At 48.6% G+C, this 26,769-nt stretch carries 24 protein-coding genes and 4 tRNA genes; 14 read left to right on the forward strand and 14 right to left on the reverse strand.

Going from position 1 to position 26,769, the window contains the following annotated elements; translation table 11 throughout:
• Positions 1 to 89: 89 nt before the first annotated feature.
• From ACFPK9_RS04230 to ACFPK9_RS04250, 5 genes are all read right to left on the reverse strand, one after another.
• Positions 90 to 953: a hypothetical protein gene (locus tag ACFPK9_RS04230; RefSeq protein WP_377093459.1), complete on the reverse strand. Its 864-nt coding sequence runs from the start codon at positions 951 to 953 to the stop codon at positions 90 to 92.
• Between the two features lie 165 nt (positions 954 to 1,118).
• Positions 1,119 to 2,210 (reverse strand): PepSY-associated TM helix domain-containing protein, encoded by a 1,092-nt coding sequence (locus ACFPK9_RS04235; RefSeq protein WP_377093460.1) that lies wholly within the window; start codon positions 2,208 to 2,210, stop codon positions 1,119 to 1,121.
• A 98-nt stretch (positions 2,211 to 2,308) separates the two neighbouring features.
• Positions 2,309 to 4,384 carry a TonB-dependent siderophore receptor gene (locus ACFPK9_RS04240; protein WP_377093462.1) on the reverse strand — a complete coding sequence of 692 codons (2,076 nt, stop codon included), beginning with the start codon at positions 4,382 to 4,384 and terminating at the stop codon, positions 2,309 to 2,311.
• 145 nt (positions 4,385 to 4,529) lie between these two features.
• A tRNA-Asp gene (locus tag ACFPK9_RS04245) sits at positions 4,530 to 4,606 on the reverse strand.
• 32 nt (positions 4,607 to 4,638) lie between these two features.
• Positions 4,639 to 4,715: transfer RNA gene (locus tag ACFPK9_RS04250), tRNA-Asp, on the reverse strand.
• 279 nt (positions 4,716 to 4,994) lie between these two features.
• On the opposite strand from ACFPK9_RS04250, the gene tsaD reads away from it, so the two are divergent.
• The 6 genes from tsaD to ACFPK9_RS04280 all read left to right on the forward strand — a co-directional run bounded on the left by tsaD (position 4,995) and on the right by ACFPK9_RS04280 (position 10,442).
• On the forward strand, positions 4,995 to 6,050 hold the full coding sequence (tsaD, locus tag ACFPK9_RS04255) for a tRNA (adenosine(37)-N6)-threonylcarbamoyltransferase complex transferase subunit TsaD (protein ID WP_377093464.1): 1,056 nt from the start codon (positions 4,995 to 4,997) through the stop codon (positions 6,048 to 6,050).
• A 78-nt stretch (positions 6,051 to 6,128) separates the two neighbouring features.
• Positions 6,129 to 7,340 carry an OmpA family protein gene (locus tag ACFPK9_RS04260; RefSeq protein ID WP_377093465.1) on the forward strand — a complete coding sequence of 404 codons (1,212 nt, stop codon included), beginning with the start codon at positions 6,129 to 6,131 and terminating at the stop codon, positions 7,338 to 7,340.
• Between the two features lie 23 nt (positions 7,341 to 7,363).
• Positions 7,364 to 8,254, forward strand: coding sequence for a TonB-dependent receptor (locus ACFPK9_RS04265; RefSeq protein WP_377093466.1), 891 nt, complete (start codon positions 7,364 to 7,366; stop codon positions 8,252 to 8,254).
• 50 nt (positions 8,255 to 8,304) lie between these two features.
• Positions 8,305 to 8,499: a hypothetical protein gene (locus ACFPK9_RS04270; protein WP_377093467.1), complete on the forward strand. Its 195-nt coding sequence runs from the start codon at positions 8,305 to 8,307 to the stop codon at positions 8,497 to 8,499.
• A gap of 108 nt (positions 8,500 to 8,607) precedes the next feature.
• Positions 8,608 to 9,651: a tRNA 2-selenouridine(34) synthase MnmH gene (gene mnmH / locus ACFPK9_RS04275; protein WP_377093468.1), complete on the forward strand. Its 1,044-nt coding sequence runs from the start codon at positions 8,608 to 8,610 to the stop codon at positions 9,649 to 9,651.
• Positions 9,648 to 10,442 (forward strand): TatD family hydrolase, encoded by a 795-nt coding sequence (locus tag ACFPK9_RS04280; RefSeq protein ID WP_377093470.1) that lies wholly within the window; start codon positions 9,648 to 9,650, stop codon positions 10,440 to 10,442. The genes mnmH and ACFPK9_RS04280 overlap by 4 nt, the downstream gene beginning before the upstream one ends.
• Here the strand turns inward: ACFPK9_RS04280 and ACFPK9_RS04285 are convergent, their stop codons facing one another.
• Both ACFPK9_RS04285 and xseA read right to left on the reverse strand, forming a co-directional pair.
• On the reverse strand, positions 10,443 to 11,975 hold the full coding sequence (locus ACFPK9_RS04285) for a PhoH family protein (protein ID WP_377093471.1): 1,533 nt from the start codon (positions 11,973 to 11,975) through the stop codon (positions 10,443 to 10,445).
• A gap of 342 nt (positions 11,976 to 12,317) precedes the next feature.
• Positions 12,318 to 13,655, reverse strand: a complete 1,338-nt coding sequence (gene xseA / locus ACFPK9_RS04290; RefSeq protein WP_377093472.1) for an exodeoxyribonuclease VII large subunit — start codon at positions 13,653 to 13,655, stop codon at positions 12,318 to 12,320.
• Between the two features lie 109 nt (positions 13,656 to 13,764).
• On the opposite strand from xseA, the gene ACFPK9_RS04295 reads away from it, so the two are divergent.
• From ACFPK9_RS04295 to ACFPK9_RS04325, 7 genes are all read left to right on the forward strand, one after another.
• Positions 13,765 to 14,199, forward strand: a complete 435-nt coding sequence (locus ACFPK9_RS04295) for a hypothetical protein (RefSeq protein WP_377093473.1) — start codon at positions 13,765 to 13,767, stop codon at positions 14,197 to 14,199.
• 261 nt (positions 14,200 to 14,460) lie between these two features.
• Positions 14,461 to 16,512: a TonB-dependent receptor family protein gene (locus ACFPK9_RS04300; protein WP_377093474.1), complete on the forward strand. Its 2,052-nt coding sequence runs from the start codon at positions 14,461 to 14,463 to the stop codon at positions 16,510 to 16,512.
• A gap of 120 nt (positions 16,513 to 16,632) precedes the next feature.
• Complete coding sequence (locus tag ACFPK9_RS04305; RefSeq protein ID WP_377093475.1) at positions 16,633 to 18,660, forward strand: TonB-dependent receptor family protein; 2,028 nt, start codon at positions 16,633 to 16,635, stop codon at positions 18,658 to 18,660.
• Between the two features lie 72 nt (positions 18,661 to 18,732).
• Positions 18,733 to 20,154, forward strand: coding sequence for a PepSY-associated TM helix domain-containing protein (locus tag ACFPK9_RS04310; RefSeq protein WP_377093476.1), 1,422 nt, complete (start codon positions 18,733 to 18,735; stop codon positions 20,152 to 20,154).
• Positions 20,155 to 20,289: 135 nt separating this feature from the next.
• Positions 20,290 to 20,892 (forward strand): ribosome biogenesis GTP-binding protein YihA/YsxC, encoded by a 603-nt coding sequence (gene yihA / locus ACFPK9_RS04315; protein WP_377093477.1) that lies wholly within the window; start codon positions 20,290 to 20,292, stop codon positions 20,890 to 20,892.
• Positions 20,893 to 20,959: 67 nt separating this feature from the next.
• Complete coding sequence (locus ACFPK9_RS04320; protein WP_377093479.1) at positions 20,960 to 22,090, forward strand: TlpA family protein disulfide reductase; 1,131 nt, start codon at positions 20,960 to 20,962, stop codon at positions 22,088 to 22,090.
• Between the two features lie 89 nt (positions 22,091 to 22,179).
• Positions 22,180 to 22,452 (forward strand): Precorrin-3B methylase, encoded by a 273-nt coding sequence (locus ACFPK9_RS04325; protein WP_377093480.1) that lies wholly within the window; start codon positions 22,180 to 22,182, stop codon positions 22,450 to 22,452.
• 4 nt (positions 22,453 to 22,456) lie between these two features.
• Here ACFPK9_RS04325 and ACFPK9_RS04330 read toward each other — a convergent pair whose 3' ends face one another.
• Both ACFPK9_RS04330 and hmpA read right to left on the reverse strand, forming a co-directional pair.
• A complete protein-coding gene (locus tag ACFPK9_RS04330) occupies positions 22,457 to 22,837 on the reverse strand; it encodes a hypothetical protein (protein ID WP_377093481.1) in 381 nt (126 codons plus the stop codon).
• 171 nt (positions 22,838 to 23,008) lie between these two features.
• Positions 23,009 to 24,220, reverse strand: coding sequence for an NO-inducible flavohemoprotein (hmpA, locus tag ACFPK9_RS04335; RefSeq protein ID WP_377093483.1), 1,212 nt, complete (start codon positions 24,218 to 24,220; stop codon positions 23,009 to 23,011).
• Positions 24,221 to 24,291: 71 nt separating this feature from the next.
• On the opposite strand from hmpA, the gene ACFPK9_RS04340 reads away from it, so the two are divergent.
• Positions 24,292 to 24,732: an RrF2 family transcriptional regulator gene (locus ACFPK9_RS04340; protein ID WP_377093484.1), complete on the forward strand. Its 441-nt coding sequence runs from the start codon at positions 24,292 to 24,294 to the stop codon at positions 24,730 to 24,732.
• An 86-nt stretch (positions 24,733 to 24,818) separates the two neighbouring features.
• Here ACFPK9_RS04340 and ACFPK9_RS04345 read toward each other — a convergent pair.
• The 5 genes from ACFPK9_RS04345 to ACFPK9_RS04365 form a co-directional block, all read right to left on the reverse strand.
• Positions 24,819 to 24,893 (reverse strand) — tRNA-Asn (locus ACFPK9_RS04345).
• A gap of 78 nt (positions 24,894 to 24,971) precedes the next feature.
• The gene (locus ACFPK9_RS04350) at positions 24,972 to 25,337 is read right to left on the reverse strand and encodes a SpoIIAA family protein (protein ID WP_377093486.1); all 366 of its coding nucleotides are present in this window, start codon (positions 25,335 to 25,337) and stop codon (positions 24,972 to 24,974) included.
• Positions 25,338 to 25,444: 107 nt separating this feature from the next.
• Positions 25,445 to 25,519: transfer RNA gene (locus tag ACFPK9_RS04355), tRNA-Asn, on the reverse strand.
• A 95-nt stretch (positions 25,520 to 25,614) separates the two neighbouring features.
• Positions 25,615 to 26,001 (reverse strand): holo-ACP synthase, encoded by a 387-nt coding sequence (acpS, locus tag ACFPK9_RS04360; RefSeq protein WP_377093487.1) that lies wholly within the window; start codon positions 25,999 to 26,001, stop codon positions 25,615 to 25,617.
• Positions 26,002 to 26,004: 3 nt separating this feature from the next.
• Positions 26,005 to 26,751 carry a pyridoxine 5'-phosphate synthase gene (locus ACFPK9_RS04365; RefSeq protein WP_377093489.1) on the reverse strand — a complete coding sequence of 249 codons (747 nt, stop codon included), beginning with the start codon at positions 26,749 to 26,751 and terminating at the stop codon, positions 26,005 to 26,007.
• Between the last annotated feature and the right edge of the window lie 18 nt (positions 26,752 to 26,769).

Genomic DNA, 26,769 nt, shown 5'->3' on the forward strand with positions numbered 1-26,769 from the left:
TCTATCTGCTCTGCGCCTTTGCTATTTTTAACGGAGTGCTATTTCTAATCTCGCTAATCATGTGTCAAAAAGTAAAAGGATAGTTCCTATTACTTGTGAAGAATAGGAGCTCTCGAAAGAATTCTGCGTGTCTGCGAGCTAATTTCCATCATCCTCAAAGTCATACGACCATTAGGGTTCCAGGTCTGTAAGAGCATCAAAAGCAACAAGGACAACACCCCTTGAGTAGCCAAGCTTAAGAGAGAGATGAGAAACATCTCACCGTCCCCGACATTGAAAGATAGGTAAACCTTCACGGCGTAAATCAATAAAATCCCATACAATGCTGTCCTCCTAACAAAGGGCACCATCAGAGCCACACCAAGTGCGAGGCTCACTATGCCAAGTCCATTTTCTGCTGTTAGCACCTGCCCATTTGTTGACGATGCTTCTAACAGCCAAACTCCGTTCAGACATAATGCGGTCGCGAGCACAGCACAAAACACCCAACCAAGCTGTTTCAACGCACGAGGAACGCTAAGCATCCAAAACAGCATCAAAGGAATCAAAATCATCCCCACATACTCTAACAGCGTATTCTTAACACCACCCATCATTTGCGCGGCAATTACCCCGAGCGACACCATACAAATAAACAACAAAACCCACCGCAATACCGCGAAGTAAGGAATCCTAACCAGCAGAGTCAAAAACGCCCCCCCCAATAATCCATAACCAAGCGCTTGCTCCATGTACGGAAATAATGAAGTCACCCACGCTTCAGTTGAATCCACAGCAAAAAGCTGAGAACAACAATGCACCTCTCCGCGTAACAAAAGCCAACCTTGTGTCGCAAACACCAAACAAGTGGCTAGCTGCAGAATCGTCATCCACAACCACGGCGCATGCGCATAGAGACTCCCCTCATGCGGAGTCAATCTACCGGTTTTTAAATGTTGAAGAAATGTTTTCATTGTGTGTGCTTCCTACTGACCTCACTCTAAAAATAAAAACCCCAAGCATCAAAAATGCCTGGGGGGAATGAGTCGTTTCTTGCCTTTGGAGGCTCGTGTCCGAAGTGAGTATTTACGCTATTAACCAATCATCAATCACTTGGCAAGAAGTTAGTAATCGTCCGACTAACCCTTTTTTGATTTCTTCTGCCTTAGTCGACTGATGCCTATATAGGTACCAGACAGTGCAAGAATGGCAGGTGATAGTCCAAGTATACACCATAATACCTTGATTGGTATACCCCCGAAATTTCCATAGTGTAACGGGCGAAATGCATCATATGCTTGAAGATGGATCGCCGAATCTCGAATATCTGTCGCGCTCTGTAACTCGCCAGTCTGAGAATCAAATACAGTCACACAAGAATAGTCAGAATGTATCGGTGAACGAGTCTCCGAATATCCATAAAAATAGATTGGGTCATTCCCTGGATGATGCGGCAGTGAAATATACATTTCCTGAAATCCTTCGATCTCTTCTTTGCTCTTGTTGATCATCTCGTCGAGTGAAACCTCTAACACTGGTGTTCTCTCCAAATGCGCATGCTCTTCCTCGTTCTCCTCATTTAGGTGACCAACGATGTGCTGGAAGTTCCAGAATGCACCGGTGAAACCTAAAACTAGAAAAAATGGCGTGGTTACGATGCCAATACGCTTGTGGAGATTCCCCGAGAACAATCGCAACGAGGTCTTCCATTTCATTTTAAAAAAGCTCTTCCAAAACTTGCGATAGATGAAGAACCCACTGACTCCTAACAAACAAAGGATAACACCGACAACACCAACAACAATGAGCCCAGTGTGCCCCGCCAAAAAAGTGTAGTGAAACTCTAAAATCCAGCCCGTAAAGCTCGCATCAAACTCGGTAGACGCACTAAGCACATCGCCTGAGTAAGGATCTATCCTCCCCACCGTCCAGTGCTCCTCGTCGTGAGGATCCATTAGAAAAATATAATCTGAGCAGTCGTAAGCTCTAGGGAGAGCCCAACCCGCAACGATCTGATCTGAATAAGATTCTCTGGCGATCGTGGTGAGTTCGTCGTAGGATAGACGTTCCGCTGAGGCTGGCACCTCGAGCTTATTCTTCGCAGGGTCCCACAGAGCGTCGATCTCTGTTTTAAATACAAGGATAGAGCCTGTGATCGCTATGAGCAGTAGAGGGATGCCCGCGAGCAGTCCGAGGACGGAGTGAATTTTCCAAATGGTTTTAACCTTCATGGTCTGTCTGGTAAATATTGAGACTAGAGAGCTATAAAACCTCGCCCGTGTTATCGCGAGCGAGGTTTTATGAAGTAGAGCTTGTGCAGCTAGACTGATTAAAAATTATAAGATGCCGAGAGATTTACAGTACGTCGTGCACCGTAGTATGAGCGCCCACCCTGAGTCGTAGCAACAAATTCCTTATCGAACAAGTTATTGATGTTAAGCTGGATATCGACATCTCCCCACGTATAACCAATCATTGCGTCGAAAAGAGTATAATCATCCGCGTGGAGACTATCGCTTCCATCCCAGTTTTTACCGACGTAGCGCACACCGAAACCCGTACGGAAATCTTCGAGTTTCCCTGCAGCTGGATCATAAGTCACCCATGCTGATGCTTGATTCTCTGGAACTGTCGCGAGACGTGGTTCACCTGGAAGTGACTCATCCGCAGTATCTAGATATGTGTATGCAGTCTGAAAGTAGAAATCATCGTAGCGCGTTTTGAGCTCTAACTCGGCACCCTGGATGCTTACTTCACCACTCTGCGTGAGAGTTGGCCCTGAACCGACTGGACGGTTCTTCTCCTTAATGTCAAACACAGAAGCTGTGAACAAAGCGTCGGCAAATGCAGGTCTATATTTCACCCCCACCTCATGCTGCTCGCCATATTTAGGCTTAAGCTGCTGATTAGACGTGGTGTCAAAACCGAGTGGCTCGAAGGATTCTGCGTACGAATAATATGGCGCGATACCATTATCAAACTGGTACATCAGCCCAGCATCAAATGTCCACTCATTCTCTTTCGTAGTCATAGAACCATCATCGCTTTTCAGATCATCGTGACGTGCGCCCAAGGAAACGATCCACTTATCGAAGGTGAAATGGTTGTGTAAAAAGATCCCAACTTGCTGCTGTGATGTCTCAGGGTTGTCCGTTAACGGACCGTAAGCGCTGAGGTTGCCGTAAACTGGGTTGTAAATATTAATCGCTCCACCAGTGGCAATCGTAGTTCCCAAACCATAAGCGGTGTCATTATCCAAGGTGTTGTCCACAAAATCAGCTCCAAAACGCATTTTGTGCTGCACAGCACCATACTCGAAATTCCCGTGCAATGTCGTATTAGCAGACCAGGTTTCCGACTTCGCGTGGCTCGCATATAGGGTACGCCCCACAGTGCCATCCGGCTGGATGGTTGGCGATGGACCATAAGCTACCCAATGAGAATAGTACTTTGATTTAGAATCCATGTAACGCGCATTGGCGCTAAGAGAGAAGGTGTCGTTAAAGCGATGATCAAACATCACGCTGTAGGCATTCTGGTTCGTGTCATAGCGATCCCAACCTGGTTCACCGATGAATGTCTCGGAGCCGATGTCTTTGCCTGGTAAGAGAGTCCCTTCATTCGGCAAGAATTGCAACGTTTGACCACCATCGTTATCCTGGAAATTCATTAAAAATGTCAGGGACGTGTCGTCGCTTGGTTGCCAAGTAATCGACGGCATAAAAATGGCTGCGTCATCACGAACCCAATCCACTTGCGTACCAGAACGACGATACAAACCGACTAAACGATAAAGAAGCGTGCCCTCCTCGTTCAATGCGCCAGTGAAATCCACACCAATCTGACGACGATCGTATGTACCATACTGCAGGTTGACCTCCTTATGCTCAGATGCATTAGGTAGCTTAGACACGGAATTGATAATACCACCGACGGCTCCGCGACCATAAAGAACCGAAGCCGGTCCCTTGATTACCTCAACTTGCTCTAGCATATAAATGTCTGCACGCGTGTTATTGTAATAACCAAAATGCTGCTGAAACCCATCGTGGAAAGACAGCGGGCTTAGACCCCGAACACGAGCGGAATCCAATCTAGAATCAAAGCCAAACGGCCCAGCAAGAACACCCGAGGTGTAGCCGATGGCGTCTTGGATAGACTGAGCACCGCGTTCCGTAAATTGTTCCTTAGTGATAATATCAATAGCACGTGGCGTCTCGTAAGGTGATGCTAAGAGCTTAGAATTTGCGCTGACATCTGGGGAAACTTTTGACGATTCAGCAGTGAATGTAGTTGTTGTCAGATCCTGAGCATTGGTGTCGACCTGCCCTGTCTGGGCTGATTCTTCAGCTAGAGCTGTCTGACAGACAGCGATCATGGCGATGGGTAGGTAAATGTGTCTCATGTATGAGCCGGTCATAGAATGACCAGAGAGTTCACGCTATCGACAGCTTGCCATGTTTTAGCGACAGCTTGCCTTATTGTGATTTAACTCCCTCCCACCAACAAAAAAAGCACACCAGTTAAGATGTGCTTTTTTTATCAACGAGTGGCGAAGCGGACGGGAATCGAACCCGCAACCTCCGGCGTGACAGGCCGGTGCTCTAACCAATTGAGCTACCGCTCCACTCAGTCGATATGTGTTGCATTGAAAGGAAATGGCGAAGCGGACGGGAATCGAACCCGCAACCTCCGGCGTGACAGGCCGGTGCTCTAACCAATTGAGCTACCGCTCCATTTCCTTTCGGTGCGTGCCTTGCGGCGGGCAGGAACCTACCCAATTCGCCGATCGGTGCAAGACCTTTTTTCCTAAAAAACACAGATTATTAAAAGTACACAATCTACTAATAACTTAGCGCTCTTACTATCAACACACTAGGATGTTGACCTATTATTCATAATCACCCTGTAGACATTCTCCTCACACATTAACAAATACCTTCCAAACAAGCATTTTTCTCATCCCTTCACTAAATCCACTTGCAAGAAAGTACCAATCGGCAATTACTCGGAACGTGCCAGCTACCTCAGCAACCATCCTCGCCATCGAATCAAGCTGCGATGAAACCGCAGTTGCCATTCTCCGTGGAGATCTCAACCAAGTAGATATTCTCAGCTCCGAAATTTCTTCACAAATCGACATCCATCGCCAATACGGAGGTGTCGTGCCCGAGCTCGCATCGCGCAACCATTCCTTAGCTCTGCGCCCATTGATCGATTCAGCTCTCAAAAATGCGGGTCTCCAATTCAATCAAATTGACGCCTTTGCCGCCACCGCTGGCCCAGGCCTAGCCTCATCTCTCCTCGTTGGCCACACCGCGGCCAAAGCCATGGCTGTCGCCAGCAAAAAGCCCTTCCTCTCGATCAATCACATGGAAGGCCACCTGCTCTCCCCATTTATCGCAGGAAAAACAGGTATTCAGCCAAACATCTCCCTCGTCGTCTCAGGCGGTCACACTATGATTCTCCACACCAAACAGTTTGGCGAATACATCTTACTCGGCAAAAGCATGGACGATGCTGCCGGCGAAGCTTACGACAAAGTCGCCAAAATGCTCGGACTCCCCTACCCTGGTGGTCCTGAAATTGAAAAAACAGCACGCGGTGGAAACCCGGAAGCCTATGCCTTCCCCCGTTCCATGCTCAAACGAGGCAACCTCGACTTCTCATTCTCTGGTCTAAAAACCGCCGTACTCTATACCATTTCAGAACTTAACCCTGAAACCGGCCAAGCCAAAGCTGAACAACTTCCCGATATTTGCGCCAGCTTCCAAGCCGCTGTCATCGAAGTCCTCGTCAAGAAAACCATCCGCAGCGCCCAATCTGTCAGCGCCGACCGTATTACCATGTCCGGTGGCGTATCCTGCAATGGAGCACTGCGCGATGCCATGGCCGATGCCTGCAATCGCCATAGCATGCAACTCGAAATCTGTAGCAAACACCTCAGCACCGACAATGCCGCGATGATCGCCTACGTTGGCCTTCACAAATTTCTCAGAAATCAATACTCAGACCTTTCCTGCGATATCGACCCCAATCTCCCACTCAACACCCTCATTCTGAGGAAATAGGCGCCCGTCAAACCTAGCCTTGCCACCTCTTCGATATTTCCCTACACACTAGCCACACCTAATTATCTGCCATTATTCATGAGTGAAAACCCAACAAAGTCGTCTGCTCCAGCGAACAACCAAAATGTTCTCATCGTAATCGTAATCGCCATGCTCGGCGTCATTGCCCTGATGATGTTTTTCAACATGCAGAAAGGCAACAGCGGTTCTCCTGTGAGCTCTAGCTCCGACCAAGAACGCCTCCTCGCTCTTCGCAAAAGTATCGAAGCCAAAGAGCTCGAACTGAAAGCTCAAGGGATCGCAATCCCCGCTGACACAAGTTCTATCAACGAACTCAGCCAGCGCATCAGCAAAGACGCCATGTCCCTGCGCGATAACGTCGAAAATATCCAACAAGCTCTCAGTTCTAAAGAAAGTGCTTTGATGAAAGCTAAGGCCGACCTCGCCGCTCTCAAGCGCACTTTCGATAACACTAACAACGAAGCTGCGAAAATGCGGTCACAGCTCATCGCTCTCGAAGGCCAACAAGCTAATATCTCGATTCTTCGCGAAGAAGTTGAATCCCTCAAACTCCAAATCGCTCAACGCGACAAACAAATTGAAGAACTCAATAAGCGCCCTAACTCCGATACCGTCGACCAGTTCCGCGCGTCCCTCAATGAAACAATGCTAACGAACGAGCAGCTTAACAAGCGCATCGCCGAGCTCGAAGCTCAAGCAGCTAACGCACTCAGCTCGACAGAAGCTGAAAGCCTCCGAGCTCAAATAAACGAGCTCATCCCTGAAAATGAGCAACTCCGCCTCGAGCTCCAAAAGCTGCGTGCCGATAACGACTACGACAGCCTCTATGCAAAATCTGCGGAAGAGCTCCGTCCTGAAGCCGCGCGACTTTACGCTGACCTCGAAAAGCTCGAAGGCCTCACTCCTGATCAACTTGAAGCCGCTTATATGAAAATTAGCATGGAGCACAATGCTCACATGATCCGCTCTGTACGTTTCAAAACGGGTTCATCTGACGTCAGCTGGAATGTCCTTTCTAGCATTAAAGACACAATCACTACCGCTAAGAAAGATTCCTTCTTCCTCGTCGTTGGTTACGCGTCCAAAACAGGCAACGCAGACAACAACAAAATCCTCTCAGCTAAACGTTCGGTCACCATCGCTTCTATCGTTAAACACCTTAAAGGTGGAACTGGAACGCGTGCTGTCTACCTCGGTCAAACCGACCGCTTTGCGACTAACCAACCACTCGAAAACCAAATCTGCGAGATCTGGGAGTTGCGTAAATAAGCAGCCTCACAAAACCCACATATATGAAATCAATCACACTTAGCTGCACGCTCGGCCTCACTCTTTGCTCCGCAGCCAGCGCGCTCGAAATAGCTCCTCTGCAAACCGGCTACATCTATGACCTGCCCGCAGACGTCGATGCTGGTGGCGAAATTTCTAAACATTTTTTCCACGCCTCTGGTGGAGCCCCGCTTTATAGTAATAACGACGATCTCTTCCTCGCTCTTACTGCATCTTATCAACTCCATTCCTATGATTTTTCTGGCAGCGGTAGCTTCACCGGATTGAATCCGTGGAACGATGTGCATATCGGTAACCTTGGAGCATTTATCCGCTGGGGATTCGCAGATAACTGGGAACTCTTTGCTCTCCCTAGCATTCGAACCTCAGGAGAGAGTGGTGCCAATTTCAGTGACACCCTCACAGGGAGTGCTCTAGCAGGAGCATCCTACAAATTTAGTGACACTCTAACTATTGGCCCGGGTATCGGCTATGTAGGCCAAATCGAAGATAGCGCCAGCATCTTCCCAATCCTTCTCATCGATTGGCAATTTGCCGAACAATGGAGCATCACTACTGGCCCCGTGGTTGGAGCATCACTCGGCCCTGGGCTTGCCGTCAGATGGGACATCCAAGAACACCTTCGCTTTACCTTTGGTGCTCGCAGTGAACGTATTCGTTTCCGTCTCGATGACTCGAGTAGTTCAGCAAAGCAAGGCATCGGTGAAGATAATAGCATTCCCGTATTCGGGATTCTCACCTGGCAAGCTACGGAGCATCTACAAACCTCCTTCATCGCCGGTGTCGGCTTCGCCAATGATCTCGTGCTAGACGATTCTAACGGCGACCGTATTTCCCGCAAAGATTACGACCCGTCCCCATTTGTTGGTATTAACTTGGGCTACAGCTTCTAAACTCCATTTCAATCTAGCAAATTTGCTACCGATCCACTAAAATAGGTACTATGAAACTAACTAGCCTCCAATTACTCCTCATCAGCGGCGCCTTCTTAGGCCTAAACTCTTGCATGGAACAAAAGGTTACAGACTCTAGTGGTAACGTAATTTACGAAAAAACCGTTTCCGGGACACCTTGGCAATCACCTGAAAAAACGAGAGAACAAATTCAACAAAATGAAGAGGCCATGGGCATCCGTTAATTTACATTGCCTCTCACTTTTTTATCATGAAAGCGCCTTGGATTCCTCGGCGCTTTTTTTATCTTCCAATACCACTTCTAATCAAACTGTACTGTGCATTACTTCGAAATGGCCACCCTCCCCACTGATCTCTCTACCTTTTCTGAGATCATCGACGTACGCACACCAGCCGAATTTGCCATCGACCACATTCCTGGCGCCCTCAACCTCCCAGTGCTGAGCGACGAAGAACGGGTCACAGTTGGCACACTCTATAAACAATCTCCCTTCGAGGCACGCAAGCTAGGAGCCGCTCTAGTCTCTGCCAACGCTGCCACACATTTAGCTCAGCACTTTTCAAAAAAAGATCACGGATACATCCCTCTACTATACTGTTGGAGAGGAGGGATGCGTTCCCGCTCATTAACTCACATTCTCGCCTCCATTGGCTGGAAAGCCCAAGTACTCAACGGTGGCTATCGCGCATTCCGAAAATGGATGATCGCAGACACCGAAAACCAGCTCACAAACCTTAACCGCAAACTCGTCGTTCTCTCAGGTCTAACCGGTGTTGGAAAGACCCTCCTACTCCACACCTTAGCCCAGCAAGGTGCCCAAGTTCTGGACCTCGAAGGTCTAGCAAACCACAAAGGCTCTCTCCTTGGAACTCCACACGAGGGACAACAGCCAAGCCAAAAATTCTTCGAGAGTTCACTCTGGCACACACTCAATAATTTCACCCCTAACAAGCCAATCTACACGGAAGCCGAGAGTAATAAAATCGGCAACATCCACTGTCCACCTTCACTCTGGAAAAAGCTCAGCGAGTCCCACGTCATCGAAATTGAACTTCCATTGCACGAGCGCACGAAGCTTCTACGTGATGAATACCCACACTTCTGCAAAGACCCAGCATCACTCACAGAATTACTTAATGTTCTCCGCAGGCTACGAGGCAACAAACTGGTTGATGCATGGCACCAACAACTCCAACAACACGACTGGGACAGCTTTCTCACCTCAATTTTACAAGACCATTACGATCTCAGCTATCGCCAGCCAGGTGATGAAAAATCGATCTATTCCTCTCCTCAAGCGAACATTCAGATTCCAGAATTCAGTACCGACTCCTACCAAAAAGCTGCAAAAGAAATCATCGCACTCGAATTATGACCTCCTATCAAGATGCCCACCTCCACCTACAAGATCCTCGACTCACTCATGATCTAACAGGCATCATCGCCGAAGTAAAAGCACAGAGCATCAACGCCCTCGTCGTCAACGGAACTTCGCCGGAGGACTGGAACGCAGTCACGGAACTAAGCGAAACCTATCCCCAGCTCATCATTCCCAGCTACGGACTCCATCCGTGGAAAACCCCATTCCACCTGAATGCATGGAAAGAACAACTAACTCAGCTCATCAATGAAAATCCAAAAGCATGTATTGGCGAATGTGGACTCGATAAATGGATGCACAATCCTAACATCAACGCTCAATGCGATGCGTTTCATTTTCAATTAGGACTTGCAGAACGCTACAATCGCCCCATTTCCATACATGTACTAAAAGCTTGGGCTCCATTGCTAGACTCGCTAAATTCTCATAAAATCCCACAACGAGGCTTCATGCTCCATGGTTACGGCGGGTCGAAAGAAACAGCCCGACAACTAGTCAAACTCGGCGCCTACTTTTCCTTCTCTGGCTATTTTCTCCAACAGCGTAAGCAAAATGTCCAAGAAGCTTTCCGTTACATTCCACTAGACCGGATCTTAATCGAAACCGACGCACCAGACATGTGCGCACCAGAACAATGGATCACCCACCCACTAACAGAGAAGACCAACCACCCCGCTAACCTTGTGGCTACTGCGAGGGGGCTGGCTTCACTATTAGCTATGGATTTCGCTGAACTCAGCAATCAACTCGAAGCGAATTTCACCCGCTTCTTTCTTACTGAATAATTACATAAGCTGAGCGCCGGCTTCTGCGAGAGGACTGCGCTCACCTCTAGAAAGTGATACATGAGCCGTGAATGGCTGACCTTTCAGGCGGTTGCGAGTGTAGACTAATCCATTACTGCGACTATCCACATAGGGATTATCAATCTGCGCTGGGTCACCCACCATAATCAGCTTCGAACCACGCGACATCCGCGTAACAATCGTTTTAGCCTCAAGTGGAGTAAGCTGCTGAGCTTCATCTAACACAAAGAAACGATTGGGAATAGAACGCCCGCGAATATAGCACAAGGCCTCGATCTCGATCATTCCCTGCTCGACCAACGCCTCCCATGGTTTAGATGAAGTCGTTTGCTTATTCGCAGCCTCCTTCTTCGCTTGCTTCCTACGCGGGCCTTGATGAGGATTCGCTGGTGGGGACATGAGTAACTCAAGCGCATCATAAATTGGCTGTAACCAGGGGCGCATCTTATCTTCTAAATCACCTGGCAAAAAACCTATCGAGTCTCCCATAGCCACTACGGGACGCGAAATAGTCACTCCATTGTACTCTCGATTAAACATTTCACTTAATCCCGCTGCCACTGCGACTAATGTTTTCCCTGTACCAGCCTGACCATAACAAGTAACCAAGGAAATATCTGGATTTAGCAAAGCATCGATCAAGCATTTCTGTCCTAAGTTAAGCGGTTTCAAATGGTGCCCATCTGGGATGCGTAGTACTTCTGGAATTTGTAACCTCACAAACACACCCTCAGCATCCAACCTCGCTGGCATCGTTTGTTTCTCACCAGCCTGCAATAAAACGTACTGGTTCAACACCACATCCACACGACGTTCATGCTCAATCTCTAAATGTCCCGCACTAGCGAAACGCTGAAGCTCAGCAGCATCCACTTCGACACAACGCATGTCGTAATTAGACACCTCACTCGCATCTACTTTATCATTCAAGTAATCTTGGCAGTTGATATTCACAGCACGAGCTTTCAGCTGCATGTTGAGATCCTTAGTCACCAACACCACGGGCGAACTGTTGTGCTCAGACAATAATACTGTCGCCGCAAGAATACGGTGGTCTACAAGCTCCTTATCAGGAAATACTCGCAAAAACTGAGCCAGCATTTCTGAATTTTCCATACAAAATGAAGGATCGTAAATGACCATTCTCACAGTCCCGCCACCTTCGGTTTCTACCCCCTGAGTCACCTCCATCGATGTCCCAAAAATCTCAGTCAATCTACGGTGCACTCTGCGCGCATTCGCACCTCGTTCCGATTGTTCGTTTTTGAACTTATCTAGCTCTGAAAGCACATCTGATGGGATGCACACATGGTTATCCGCAAACCGGCCCAAGCAGCCTGGATCGTGAAGCAGCACATTCGTATCCAACACAAAATTCTTCGCAGTCTGATTCGGAGCCTTTATCCCAAACTCTTGTAAACGCTTCGTTGTCCCCTTTACTGATGCTTTTTTAGCTTTTGTGACTCTAGCGCCTTTCTTACTGACCGTGGAAGATGGGGTGGTTGAACTCATGATTTAATTCGTTGTTACACTTTGGGTTTGGTGTAGGCGGTTACGCTTCAACGAGATCCTCCACCTACTGAGGTCCCGCACAACCACAACATTATGTGATTCATGGAAAAACTTTATCAAGTTACCTAAACTATTGCCCTCAGAAGCCCAGATGTAAACACGTTTCTTGCCGCCCAATCGACGCACAAAAAATTTCAAGCCGCCATTGCTACAACCCACCTAGCCTACCTCGTTTTTGCCCCACCAAAAAAAATATTTCGCATTGCCAGCATGCTTAATTTTCTGCAAAACTGATCATTGCGCATTCCTAAAACGCTTCTTCCCGCTTTAGTTCAGCAAGATCTAACAGACTTCAGACTCGATCTCGCCGTCGCGTAGTTTCGTCACCAAGACCTCTCCTTTCGCTAACTGATCTGCTGAGCGCACTAACTCGCCATTCTTCGTCATACTGACTGAAAAACCTCGCTCAAACGCACTGTCTGGCCCTAAAGCTCGTAGCAACGATTTCTGTCTCTGCAGCTGTCTCTCAATACGCTCTAGTTTGTTAGCCATCACATTATTTAAAAGCTGCTTCTTATGCGCCACCTTCTCTAGCCTTCCATCAATGAGATTTTCAGGGTGCAGTGTAGCATAGCGTTGTTTCATCAACTGCAATTTCTGCACTCGCTCGGTCAATTGCTGAACCATCGCGTCGTCGATATCTTTCCCAGCCTGCAGTAAGCGTAACATCGGTTCGCGCAAAACACGCTCCACCGACATCGACAAGGCTCCACGCCTCATCCCACTCAGCTGAGTTTCATAACGCCGCACTTCACTCTCCACAACCCGCGACATGCCCGCCCCGTAACGCTGCAGTTTCCTTAATAAATCTTCACCGTCGGGAACCACTAATTCAGCAGCAGCACTAGGAGTCGGTGCACGCATATCCGCCACAAAATCCGCAATCGTAAAATCAATTTCATGACCGACCGCCGAGACCACAGGAATACTACACGCCGCTATAGCACGTGCCACCACCTCTTCATTGAAGTTCCACAAATCTTCTAACGAGCCACCACCACGCCCCACAATCAACACATCCACCTCCGGCAAATTATTTTCCTGCCACTGGCTCCATTGATCAATTGCATGTGCTATTCCTTGCTCAGCACCTACTCCCTGAACTTGCACTGGATACAACACAGGCTGCACCCAAGGAGCGCGACGTCCTAGTACATTCAGCATATCCTGCAGCGCCGCACCTGTCCCAGATGTGATCAATCCCACCTTTCTAGGAAAACTCGGAATCGGCTTCTTCAACTCATTAGAAAAAAGGCCTTCAGCATCGAGCTTCTTCTTTAAAGCCTCAAACTTTGCCTGTAGTTCCCCCTCACCAGCTGATTCTACTTGCCGCACAATCAATTGCACTGAACCACGCGCTTCATACACGGAAACTTCCCCAAAAAGCTTCACTTGCATGCCATTATCTGGCTGAACTTTTGCTCGGCTCGCATTCCCTCGAAACATCACACAGCTCATCTGTGCTCCATCATCCTTCAAGGTAAAATACAAATGCCCGCTTGCCTGACGCCGCATGTTTGAAACTTCACCCTCAACCCACACTTCACCTAACTCAATCTCTAACAGATTACGCATTTTTCTAACTAGGCGAGTTACGCTGATCGTTTTGGCATCGGGCATGCCACTATCATTGTCACATGTTCCGCAGTTTCAAGAATACTCTCTGATTCGCTTGACGCTTTTCTCACATCCACCTATTTAGCAGCTGCTTATCTTTTCTTCACCCGCTGTGTTCATCAAGAATCAAACTCTAAAACGACTTATCATCAGCCAATTACGCGTGCTGATGATCGTCTTATTGATTCTTTCCCTAGGTGTCGGCTCTGTCGTCATCCAGGTACTAGGCTGGGCAACTATGCTTCCTACACAACTCGCAAAAACTGGATCAGTCAGCCAAGCTGTCGAAAACACCTTTGACGGTAAACACGCCTGTTCGATGTGTGAAATTGCCGCCGCCAAACGCGAGGCAGAGCAGCAACCAGCACCCGAAGCTCCGGCCCCAAAAGAGCAAGTCAAAGAAAAGCAACCAGTCATTGCACTAGCAATCGCACCACTCAAACTTTTCTCTAAGCCAAAATCGGCTTTCCCATCCCTCACCGATGATCTCGCCCAGCGTTCCTTCGGGCATCATCCAGATACTCCCCCTCCACAGCAATTGAGTTAAATTATGTAGTCTGAGGCTTTCTCACACGCACTCTAACAGAAGTGCGTCTTGTGACGTGTACCTCCATACCTACTCATGTTTGAGTAAGAATCTAATAAAGATTCATTCTCAAGCATTCTAACAGCCGTGTCTCAATCGAAACATCGGCACCATGCTCTAATCCACGCACACCAGTGCACCTAAGTCTGAGCACCTTAACTCATCGTGATCTCCATCCACAACAAGTGATGGTTCACACACAATTAATTCATTATTATACTCATGAAATCCATGACAGCTGGCTTACTCTGCATAAGCCTCACACCTTCATTACTCCTAGCAGATTCTAACGAAACTCTAGAAACAACAACTATCACCGCCACTTCTCAAAATATTGTATCCAATAAGGAAGAGGCAATTCGACGGATCTCCCTCACACCAGGTGGAGCCTCAATAGTAACCTCCGAAAACTGGACCGACCCCTTTGTAAATTACGAAGAAATCTTTCAATTTGAGCCAGGTGTCTACGCGCGAAGCTCTGTGAACACCCACGACTCCAGAATCTCTATCCGAGGTTCAGGCCTACAACGTGTCTACGGCGCTCGAGGCATTTCCATGTTGATCAATGGAATGCCTGCCAACAATGCAGATGGCTCGTTCGATTTCCGTTTGGTCGATCCACTCAGCATTGACTACATCGAGGTCTACCGCGGAGCAAATGGCCTTCCCTATGGCGGAGCGCAGCTCGGTGGAGCGATCGACGTGATTCAAAAAACCGGCATCTCCGCCCCAGGAACAAACCTCACCCTTCAATACGGCTCGTTTGACTCCTACTCCGCAGCTCTCCAATACGGAGGTTCTGAAGGTGATTGGGATTGGTTCGCCAGCTACAGCTACAACGAAACCGATGGCTATATCCCTCATTCAGGAAACCAAGCTCACTACATCTCCGCTAACCTCGGCTACACATGGTCAGACATCGCACAAACGCGATTCTACTTTAACTTCAATGACACTGATGCAGATTTATCAGGCCCACTCACGAAACAACAGTTTGAAGATGATCCAAGACAGCAAGTCAAATTCGGAGCTGAAGATTACGATGTATCCACCTACCGATTTGGTCAAAATACCAGCTGGTTAACGCAAAATGGCCGATGGAACTTTTCCGCAAACTACCAATATGTAGATTTCGACCACTTGAACGTACTCGCTGGCTCCATCTTCCCAGGATTCCCAAGCATCGATAACCATTCAGATTTCGATTCAGACCAATTTTCGGTCAACCTCCGTGGTCACGAGAACTACACCCTCTTCGGGCTCGACCACATTGTTCGCACCAATCTTGATTTCGTCTACGGAGAAAGTGAGATCAGCGGGAGCAATGGCTTTGCCGGCATCGTCAATGATCGACTAGAAACCGCTCGCAACGTCAACCTTTACCTTGAAAACCAAACCATGCTCTACGATGCACACAGCATCATCTACGGTGTGGGCTATGCGGATTCCTATCGAGAAAGCGAATTCCGCGCCAATGATACCACACCAGTGCCAAATCCATACCAAGATACGCAAAATGGTGTTACTTGGCGTGCAGGCTATCTCTTTGAACAATCTGAAAGAACACAAGTCTACGCGAATATTAGTCGCTCATTCGAAGCTGCACCCTTCAGTGAAGTCACTGCTGATGGAATCTCAAATCCTCAGCTGGCAACGACCTATGAAATCGGATCCCGCTTTGGCCACAAATGGTTTCAAGGTGAACTCACATTCTATCTAGCAGATATCCAAGATGAATTCATCTACGAAGAATCCGTCCCAGGAAGTGGTGTATACGATAAGCTTACCAATGCTGACACCATACACCAAGGTATTGAGTTCGCTGCGCAAGTTGACGTCAGACAAGCATTCGGCCTCAACCTCCAACAAGCCATCACCTGGGATCTCGCATACCAGCTCAATGACTTCACCTTCAATGAGGGCCCTGCCGATGGTAATCACATGCCAACAGTCCCTGAAAATGTTATTTCCTCCATGCTTACTCTCGCTGGGCAAGATCAAAACTGGAGGACATCCCTATCAGTCGATTGGATACCAAACGACATCTACGCTAGTAATGACAACAAACTCGCTGCTGATGGCTACGCTATCTTCGACTTATACGGAGAGTATAGCTTCACAGATAAGCTCACTGTCTACGCAGGCGTCGATAACCTCTTCGACGAAGACTACGCCGCCACAGTCATAACAGCTCAAAATTCTGCCACAGACCCTGCCTACATTAGCCCAGGCAGCGGACGCGCTGCATATATCGGCGCGACCTACAGCTGGTAAACAATCTACTCAATATTCCTAGTACAGGTGACTAGTCACCCGTCTCACCAATTCAATTCATCCATCTAACAATGGAATTAATTGGCTGAATTTTTCAGCCCTATTTTCACTACCTTTTTTATGAAATTTACAAAAGCTGGCTTCTTGTTTGTAAGCCTCACACCTTCACTTCTGCTAGCAGATTCTAACGAAAACTTAGAAACTACCACCATCACCGCACAGTCTCCCGACCTTCTCGACAGCATCGCCCTCACAGAAGAACAAATCCGCCACCTACCAGGAACTGGCAGTATTGTTCAAATAGATGACCTCACTGGACGCGTCATCAAACCCCAAGACCTCTTTGAGTTTAACCCTCAAGTCTACGCCCAGTCCTCGGGCACCTCAGTCGATTCCAGACTCTCCGTCCGTGGTTCAGGTCTCCAGCGGCGCTACGGCAGCCGAGGGGTCTCTCTCCTAGTGGACGGAATACCAGCAAACGATGCCGACGGCTCCTTCTATTTCCGTGTCATTAACCCACTCAGCATTGACCACATCAACGTCTACCCAGGCGCCAATGGCCTTCTCTACGGTGGTAGCCAACTCGGTGGAGCCATCAACATCGTCCAGAAAAATGGCGTCAGTGATCCCGGTGCTGAAATGACACTCGAATACGGCAGCTTCGAGACCTTCCGCTGTTCCGTCCAATACGGCGTCGAACAAGGCAATTGGGACTTCTTCTCAAGCTACAGCTACCAAGAATCTGATGGCTATCGCGATATGCAAAACTGGCACAGCCACCACTTCACAGCCAACCTCGGTTACCTCTGGAGCGACCAAGCCCAAACTCGCTTCTACTTCCTCTACAGTGACTCAGACGCACAACTAGCTGGCTCGCTCACCGAAGATGAATTCCACGACGACCCCACCCAGTCCGCGCCAGGCCAAGACCCTCGCACCGACCGAGACCTCTCCACTATCAAGCTGTCCCAACGTACCACTTGGGGCACAGATAAAGCAAACTACGCCTTCTACACCTACTACCAATACCTCGACTTCGACCACCTCACGGGTATCGGCGTAGGCGCATTCAATAACCTCGTCGACTACGACACCGACGAAGTTGGCATCGGTTTCCAATCTGAAAATGAATGGCAACTCGCTTCCACCAAACAAATCCTCCGCAGTAATGTCACCTATAACTACGGACGCAACGAAGTCGGCGGCTACAGTGGCTTCGTCCCCTTCCCTGGAGCTCCAGTGGGCAGCAATGCTCGAGATGACGTCGCCGCAAACTTTAATCTCTACCTCGAAAATGAAACACAGTTCACCGAAACTGATCACATTTTCCTAGGTGCAGGATATGTGGAAGCGAAACGTAAACGCCGCGTCGAACCTGAAAATGACAACCAAACCGATTTCGATGAAAACCAAGGCGACGCAGTTTGGAGAGTCGGTTACCTCAAGGATCTCAATGAGTCTAACCAACTTTTCATCAACCTCAGTCAAAGCTTCGAAGCAGCTCCCTTCTCAGAAGTCGTAGCAGAAGTTTCACCGCAAACAGCACAAAGCATCGAAGCGGGCTCTCGCTTCCAGCATGGTTTTGCTTCTGGCCAAATCAGCGCATACTACAGCCAAGTGAATGATGAATTCATCGACGTCGAAGTCGCGCCAGACGTCTACCAGACAACCAACGAAGATACCATCCACGCTGGCTTAGAGGCCTACCTCGCGCTCGATCTCAACGATGCGTTTAACTGGAACTCAGACTACCAACTCGACTTCGTCCAGAGCTATCAGCTCAATGACTTCAGCTTCGATGGGGGCCAATACGATGGCAATGAAATCCCCGTTGTCGCCAAGCACGTCTACGCTGGTACTCTCCAACTCACCGCTCCAGATGCAAAATGGAACACCGCGATCACAGTCGATTGGCTACCGAGTGGAATCGTTGCCGACAACAAAAACACCATCGAGTCCGATGGCTACAACATCTGGAAATGGTCACTCGAATTGAACGTAAATCAACACCTCACCCTCTACGGTGGTGTCGATAACATCTTCGATGAAGCTTACGTTTCCAGCGTCACAGTGAACCCTAGTTCTGATGCATATCTAAGCCCTGGTGACGGCCGTGCTGCTTACCTAGGAGCGACTCTCAAGTGGTAGGCAATCTATAAAAAATCATAACCTTGTGGCCTATCACTAACATCTATCAGTGATGGGCCACTCTTCATTCCTATGAAAAAGAAATTCTTTCACCTGCACAAGCGGCTCGCGCCTTGGATCGCCATCCCGGTCATCCTTTGGGCTGTCACAGGGGTACTGCACCCGATCATGGCAAACTGGCTGCGTCCGAGCATCGCCAACTTCTTTTTAGTCCCCAAACCCGTCCCGAGTGACCCAGCAATCTTGAGCCCAGCTGAAGCGCTATCCGAAAAATTAGAAAACGTCCACCAGCTTAACCTCATCAGCATTGACAACACTCCTGTATACCGAGGTGCCCTCGCCAATGGGTCACTTGTGTTCTACGATGCACAAACAGGGGAACCACTCGCAAATGCAGCAGAAAAATATGCCGAGCAACTCGCCCGTGCTTACCTAGACGACCCAGACTCTCCGCTCATTTCTATTTCCGAAATCACCGAATTTGGAGCAAACTACAGCTATATTAACCGCTTACTTCCCGTCCAGCGAGTCAAGCTCGACCGAGCTGACGGCATGGAAGTCGTGGTCGACCTGCGCACAGGCAAACTCGCGACCTTTGATTCCCCATTCAAACGTCTATTTGCCAAGCTCTTCTCATGGGGACACACTTGGTCATTTCTTGGCAACAGAGACAGTATGTTGCGTATCAGCGTCGTGCTCATCATGAGCCTTCTCAGTCTAACAATGGCAATCACTGGCATCGTCAACCTCGTCACCTTCCGCGTGAAACGAAAAGGCGGCAAAAAGAGAACTCTCAAACCCAGTCGCAAGTTTCACCGAATTCTTGGCGCCGGCAGTGCACTCTTCTTCCTCATGTTCAGCATCAGTGGCATCTACCACGTCGCCGCTAAATATGACTATGACGACTCCAGCCAATGGATCAGCGAGCACTCTGTGCCTCTCGACCAACTCGTCCACAGCCCACGAGAAATCCTGTCCGAAGTCAAACAGCCAGTCCACGCCATCAGCCTAGCTATGATCGGTGATCAAGCTCATTATCGACTCGCGCTAATGGATCGTAAAAATCGCGGAGCTAATATTTACCTCTCAGCAAAAAATCTAAGCCCACTCGAAAATGGCGAAACCATCTTTGCCACCCAGCTCGCCTGCGAATTCTCAGGCTACAGTCCAGAGCACGTTTCAAAAGTGGAACCCATCACCAGCTTCCAGCGCGATTATGGATTCATCTTCAAACGACTCCCTGTCGTTCGCGTCCGCTTCGACCAACAAGCCTACTGGCACTATACTGTCGACACCATCAATGCCCACATGGCCATGCGTACCAAGCCGAGCGACCTTGTCGAAACGATCAGTTTCATCAACCTCCACAAGTTCCACTTCCTCGACCCAATCAGCAAGGAACTACGTGACTATGTCACCGCCATCGCAGCGGCTTCCATCGCACTTGTCTCAATCCTCGGACTCATCCTCTTGCGTAAACGTCGCAAATCATAAACTCCCTCCCATACTCCTCGACTGAGCAATATCAATTCATATCCCCAGCTCACTTGGCACCGCTGAGTGAGCTTTTTCATTGTCAGCAGGCAAATTAAACTATCATCCCAAAGCAGAACTTGCCAATCTCGGCACATGCAAATTCATACAGCCCATTTTGACATCAGCGCCCCTGATCTAGATTCATGCCCGGCGCCAGAACTCCCAGAATTCGCATTCATCGGCCGATCCAATGTGGGGAAATCTTCACTCATTAACGCCATCACTAACCAGCGCAAGCCACTTGCCGACGTGTCTAAAACTCCCGGCCGCACACAGATGATCAATTTCTTTAGAATCAACAACAAGTGGCACCTCGTTGATCTTCCTGGCTACGGTTACGCCAAAGTCTCTGGCAAAAAGAAAGACAAGTTCAACGAGTTCGTCTCCGACTATTTACTCAACCGTGAAAACCTCGTGTGCGTCTTCCAACTCATTGACTCACGCCATACGCCTCAAAAACTCGATCTCCAATTTTCCCAATGGTTAATGGAAGCTGGCATCCCCTTCGTGCTCGCATTCACCAAGTCAGACAAAATGAAAATGGGCGCCGTCAACCGTCATGCAGAAGCCTACCACCTCGCCATGGGGGAATTTTGCGAAGGCCTCCCGCGCACCATCATCACCTCCGCTGACAACGGCCTAGGGCGAAAAGACATCCTCACTTTCATTCAAGCTGCGATCGATGCCCAAGGGTAGACCTCAAGCTTTATGGAATAATTCTATCCTTCCGAACTCTGACTTTTAACAATAGACTAACAACTAAATGACATTTACTCCAAAAAATTTACTACGAGCAATCGTAGTCACTACACTAACCACATCCGCCCTCACACTCACGCCTGTCCAAGCTCAAGAAGCTACCGCTGAACTCAAAAAACTCGGGGTCGGTTCCACCGCTCCAGCTCTCGAAGGCATCACTTGGATCCAAGGTGAACCAATCAAATCACTCGACGAAAAAGGCAAAGTCTACATGCTCGAACTCTGGGCAACTTGGTGTGGTCCATGTATTCAAATCATTCCACATGTCAACGACTGGCATCAGAAGTACCAAAGTAAGGGCCTAGAAATTGTCGGCATGAACGTCTTCGAAGACAAAATAGATACAGTCAAAGAATTTGTAAAATCACAAGGCGACAACATGTCCTACCGCGTTGCCTTCTCCGGTGGCAAAGGAAGCAAGTTCGAGACCAATTGGTTAATCCCTGCTGGTATCCAGTCCATTCCACACGCCCTCCTGATTAAAGACGGTAAAATCATCTTTAAAGGCCATCCAGGATCACTTAACGACTCCACTATTGAATCCATGTTAAGCGATGATTTCGACGCCGAAAAGTTTGCCCAGGAAGCTGCGGGAAAAGAAGCGGCTCAAAATGCGCTACGCGAAAAGTTAGCACCATTGTTCCAATCTAAAGATTGGGACGGCATCATTGAAGTCGCCGAAAGTCTTGAAGATAGTGATCCTACAAAGGTGCAGCTCATGTTGACTGCTGTCATCCAAAAAGCTGATTGGAAAAAACTCTCTGAACTTCGCGCCACTACTTCTGACAATGCCGAAAGCCCGATTGACGCCAGCGCCATCGACAAAGAAGCTGCTCTCAACATGCCTGCTGGTGATGGTTCCAAGGAATACGCCACCCTAGCACTCAAGAAAATGCCTGCGATCGAAGGGCAAACAGAGCAGCAAATTCCAGCCACCATCGCAAAAGCACGTTTGCAGTTCCTCTCTGGTGATTCCGCCAGCGCAAAACAAACCATTGCTCAGACAAAAGAACTCGCCGAGAAAGTCTCAAACCAACAGTTCAAAACACAAATCGATCAGATCCTGCCAGCGATCGAAAAATCTCTCGCCGAGGACAAATTTCCTAGTCTCCAAGAGCTTTTGCAAGGCCAATAGCCTCCAAGCTGCTAAATCATTTTTAAAGCTCTCTCTGCCCGCGCGCATTGAGAGCTTTTTTCATTACAAGACTCAGGTACACTCAGTCTGTGCCCGCTAAGAAAAAACTCAACAAACCACTCGTCGGAAACGCGCTCGTCAAAGAGGTCAACCGACGCATCCGCCTAGCACGCACCCAATGGGACGCCCACAACAACAAAGCCTGCCGTCGTGAACGCTCCAGAGCACTCGAGCTCTATCAAACACTCACCAAAGAACAAAGAGAACAAGTCCCTCAAGTCCTCCGAGTTTGGCTCCGCTACCGCAGCGAAAAATACTTCGGCTCCCACCGTACCAAACCAAAAGGTCAGCCGCCTAAATAACTTCTTATTCCTGATTGCGTTTCAGCGCCTGATCAAACCAATTGTCCCCCGCTTGCGCCTTCTTACTCACCGCACTATAAAACGGTTTCTCATCGACCATTCCAGTTCCGCCAGCTTTGTTCAGCCAAATCAGGCTCGCACCCGGATTCTTTTGATCTTTGGCAAATCTTCCGCCGTATTCTTCAGCCAAATGCCTCATCAGCGAAATCGCCCGGGGCGCGATCACCGATTGACCTGAAACCGATCCATAACCGTGAATCACTTTCAGCCCCTTAAAATGCCCATACACGGCCTGATCGAGCGCCTGAGCAATCTTCTGTTTAGCCACATCCCAAGTCTCACCTGAATGCGCCACATCCACCTCATACAGCGCATTCCGTCCCATATCCTCACGGCTTGTCTGACATTTCGGACAAGCACTCTGATTCTCCAGTGGAAATCCACAATGACGACAATGCAGCATTCACAAAACTACTGTGGCTCCCTATAAAAAGAAAGCCCCAGTAGTGACTAAATACCTCCCCCCCCAATCAAGAAATCACCGGATCAGACCAACTCAGTGCATCGGACACTTTTTCAGTTCTTCGGCTGGGCCAAAAAACTCATAATGCACCTTCTCTTGTGGATGACCCATAGACTCCAAAGCTCCTAACACATGCGCCATCATCGGTTTAGGTCCACAGAAATACACCTCTGTCTCAGTTGTGATAAACTCGCTCAGAAACGCTTCATCAAACAGACCCTCGCTGTCCGGCATATCGCCTTCCGCAGGCGCTGAATAGCGTACATGTTTGATCACATTGGCATTAGCATCTGCCAGCTTCGCTACCTCCTCACTAAAAGCATGCTGAGCTGCATTCATTGCGCCTTGCACAAACGTCACTGGAAACGTTCTACCCGCAGAGGCCTGTAGCATCGCTAACATCGGTGTCACTCCAACACCTCCGGACAAGAGTAAGACTGGAATTCCTGATTTTTCATGCGCTTCTACATCCAAGTAAAATTCACCACACGGAGCTCCGAGCTCCAAGCGATCTCCCGCTTTCACGCTGTCATGCAAATAATTCGACGCATAGCCCTGCGGTTGGTCGGCATGCTGTGGAGATTCACGCTTCACACTGATCCGTAGTAGCTCACTGCAGCCGTGGCTCGACAAGGAATAATTACGCATCGTTGTCGATCCATTTCCATCAGGTAATCGCAGCGTTACATACTGACCAGGTTTAGAAGCAGGCGCTTCAGCTCCATCCGCTGCTTTCAAATAAAAGGAACGAATCACTTCAGATTCTTCCACAATCTGAGCCACTTCAAATTCCTTAAAGCCCTCCCATGCCATTTCCTTATAAAGTTCTTTCTCACGGCCAATCAAGACATCTGCCAAAAATCCATACGCCTCACCCCATGCCTCAAGAATCTCTGGAGGTGCTGGATCCAACAAATCATCAATCGCTCCTAACAAATGTTTCCCCACCACTGGATAATGCTCAGCCTTCACACCCAATGATGCATGCTTGTTGCCTATCAATTCTACCGCCGCAGCTAATTTCTCAGGCGTCTCGATATTCTCTGCAAAAGAACACACCGCCCCAGCCAATGCCGCCTGCTGACTCCCAGACACTTGGTGCGCAGGATTAAAAAACACTTTCACCTCTGGGTTTTCCTTAAACATCCGCTGATAAAAATGGCAGGTCAACTTCAAGGCATTCTCACTTAAAAAAGGAACCGAGGCCTTCACCGTTTCTATCGTTTTTTCACATAATGTACTCATATTGACAAAAGAGGTAAATTTTACACCTCTTTACGTCAACACTGAAAAGGGGTATTTATAAAACCTCTATTATGAAACTCACTGCCAGCTCTGACTTTGCCTACCGCATGTTGATATACGTGACCACCCATCCAGACCGATTGGTGACCGTGAAGGAGATCGCAGACGCCTACCAGCTCTCTCACAACCATCTCGCAAAAATTAGTAAACTCTACATCAAACACGGCATCCTAGATGGCCAACGCGGCCGAGGTGGAGGGATCACACTAGCAAAAGACCCAAAAGACATCAGCCTTGGCGACATTCTCCGCGTCAGCGAACCTTCCCCTACACTCATCGATTGCAAGAATGGTCTAGCCGGCCCCTGCATCATCCTACCCGCCTGCACTCTCAAAGGAATTTTCGCCCAAGCGCGTAGCGCATTCTACCAAGTCCTCGACCAACACAGCCTTTACGACATTGCCGCTCAGCCTCAGCTCGCCGCCTCACTCAATAAGATCTTCGAAAAATAATACAATCTCTCGAACAACAGCAGGCAGCACACAACAAAGTAAAAAAGGAAAGCCTCATATCCTTATGGGAAATGAGGCTTATTAAATGGCTCCGGCACTTGGGATCGAACCAAGGACCTAGTGATTAACAGTCACCCGCTCTACCGCTGAGCTATGCCGGAACTTGTGTCTTGCGACGGGCGGGAAATTGCACGAAGTCGCCGCAGGATGCAAGAAAAAGAATGCAGTAATTATTAATTTTATTCAGCGAGCCACGCTTCTGCTGCTGCACCCTTATTCGCTTCAAAACTTTTGATCGTGATACCAGGAAGTAACAAGCTCTCAAACTCAGCCATCCTCCGAATCCAGAGTTTATCTGCAATCAATGCCACTTTTTTGATCGAATGCATCAATTGAAACCAACGTGGAAGATCGGCAAGTTTAACCGCCATTGTCGCTGAACACGGCATTTCAAAATCATGTAATTGGTACAACAAAACTCCATCTTTCATACCCTTCGTCTTTGCTTCAAAATCCTCCAATGCCCTCGACATATCCTCAGGAACCAGTGTCCCCGTCACCTCCAAATTCAGACGCTTATCATTAATCTTCGTGAGAGTAATCATTCGCCTAACATACCACTCTCAGTGCATAGAACGATGCTTTTTTATCAATTCGCTTTCTCTTAGAAAGAGGAAAGCCCCAGTTGCTTTCACAACTGAGGCTTATTAAATGGCTCCGGCACTTGGGATCGAACCAAGGACCTAGTGATTAACAGTCACCCGCTCTACCGCTGAGCTATGCCGGAACATTTTGTCAGAAGCCTTGCGACTTGCGACGGCGGGAAACTGCATGATTCCCAAGTTTGGTGCAAGAAAAAACTAGATGCTTTTTCGACTTTTTTTAGGAGACTGCCAATGCCACCGCATTTGCCGCTGCGTAGAGCTTTGCATGTGTGAGGCTTATCTTCACCTGAGCGATATGATTCTTCTCAGCGAAATTTCTTCCCGCGCCACTCAGTTCCACACTCGGCTCTCCACTTGCAGCTCGCACAATAGTCATATCTAGCCAAGAAAGCTCTTTGCCGATCCCTGTTCCAAAGGATTTCGCCACCGCTTCTTTAACTGCAAAACGTGCCGCATAGTTCACATGAGGACTCTTTTGGGCATCGCAATACTCGCGCTCGGCAGGCGTAAAGATTCGATCAAGAAACTTGTCACCAAACTTCTCGATCGATTCCTCGATGCGTTCGATCTCGACCACATCAATGCCTATGCCAAAAATATGCATCTTCTAGCCGCGATAGCCTTTCATCAGCTCAACCATTTCAGCGACAGCTTGCTGAAATCCGACTTTTACGGAACGAGCTACAATCGAGTGACCGATATTAAATTCTACAAAATGCGGCACATCGTAGAGATCAACGATGTTGGTGTAGTTGATGCCGTGACCAGCATTGACCTGCACACCAAGCTCCTTACCTTTCACCGCAGCTTTTGTCAGACGATCAATTTCTTTTTTTCGTTGCTCATCAAAAGCATTGGCAAAGCAACCAGTGTGCAGCTCAACCATCTCAGCTCCAATTCGCGCAGACGCTTCCACTTGCTCCACATCCGGGTCGATAAACATGCTAATCTTGACCCCTGCCGCCTGTAAGGCCTCGACAGTCGGTTTGAGCTTATCAAACAATCCTGCGACATCGAGCCCCCCTTCAGTAGTCACTTCCTCACGCGTCTCAGGGACAAGACAAACGAAATCAGGTTGAATCTTCAGAGCGAGTTCCAGTATCTCAGCCGTGTTGCCCATTTCTAGATTCAAAGGAAGATCGCATTGCTCTTTCACTGCAAAGGCATCGGCGTCCTGCATGTGACGACGGTCGACGCGCACGTGAATAGTGATCGAATCAGCTCCACCGGCTTTTGCGTCCTCGACCACTCCAACTGGTGATGGTTCAGCATTCGGGGAATCAGGAAGGAGTGCGTAGCGCGCCTGGCGCAAAGTCGCAACGTGATCAATGTTAACTCCGAGAAGTAAGCTCATGCCATCGGTATGCCTCAG

Origin of the sequence: Rubritalea spongiae (assembly GCF_042652385.1) — a bacterium.
Taxonomy (GTDB): Bacteria; Verrucomicrobiota; Verrucomicrobiia; order Verrucomicrobiales; family Akkermansiaceae; genus Rubritalea; species Rubritalea spongiae.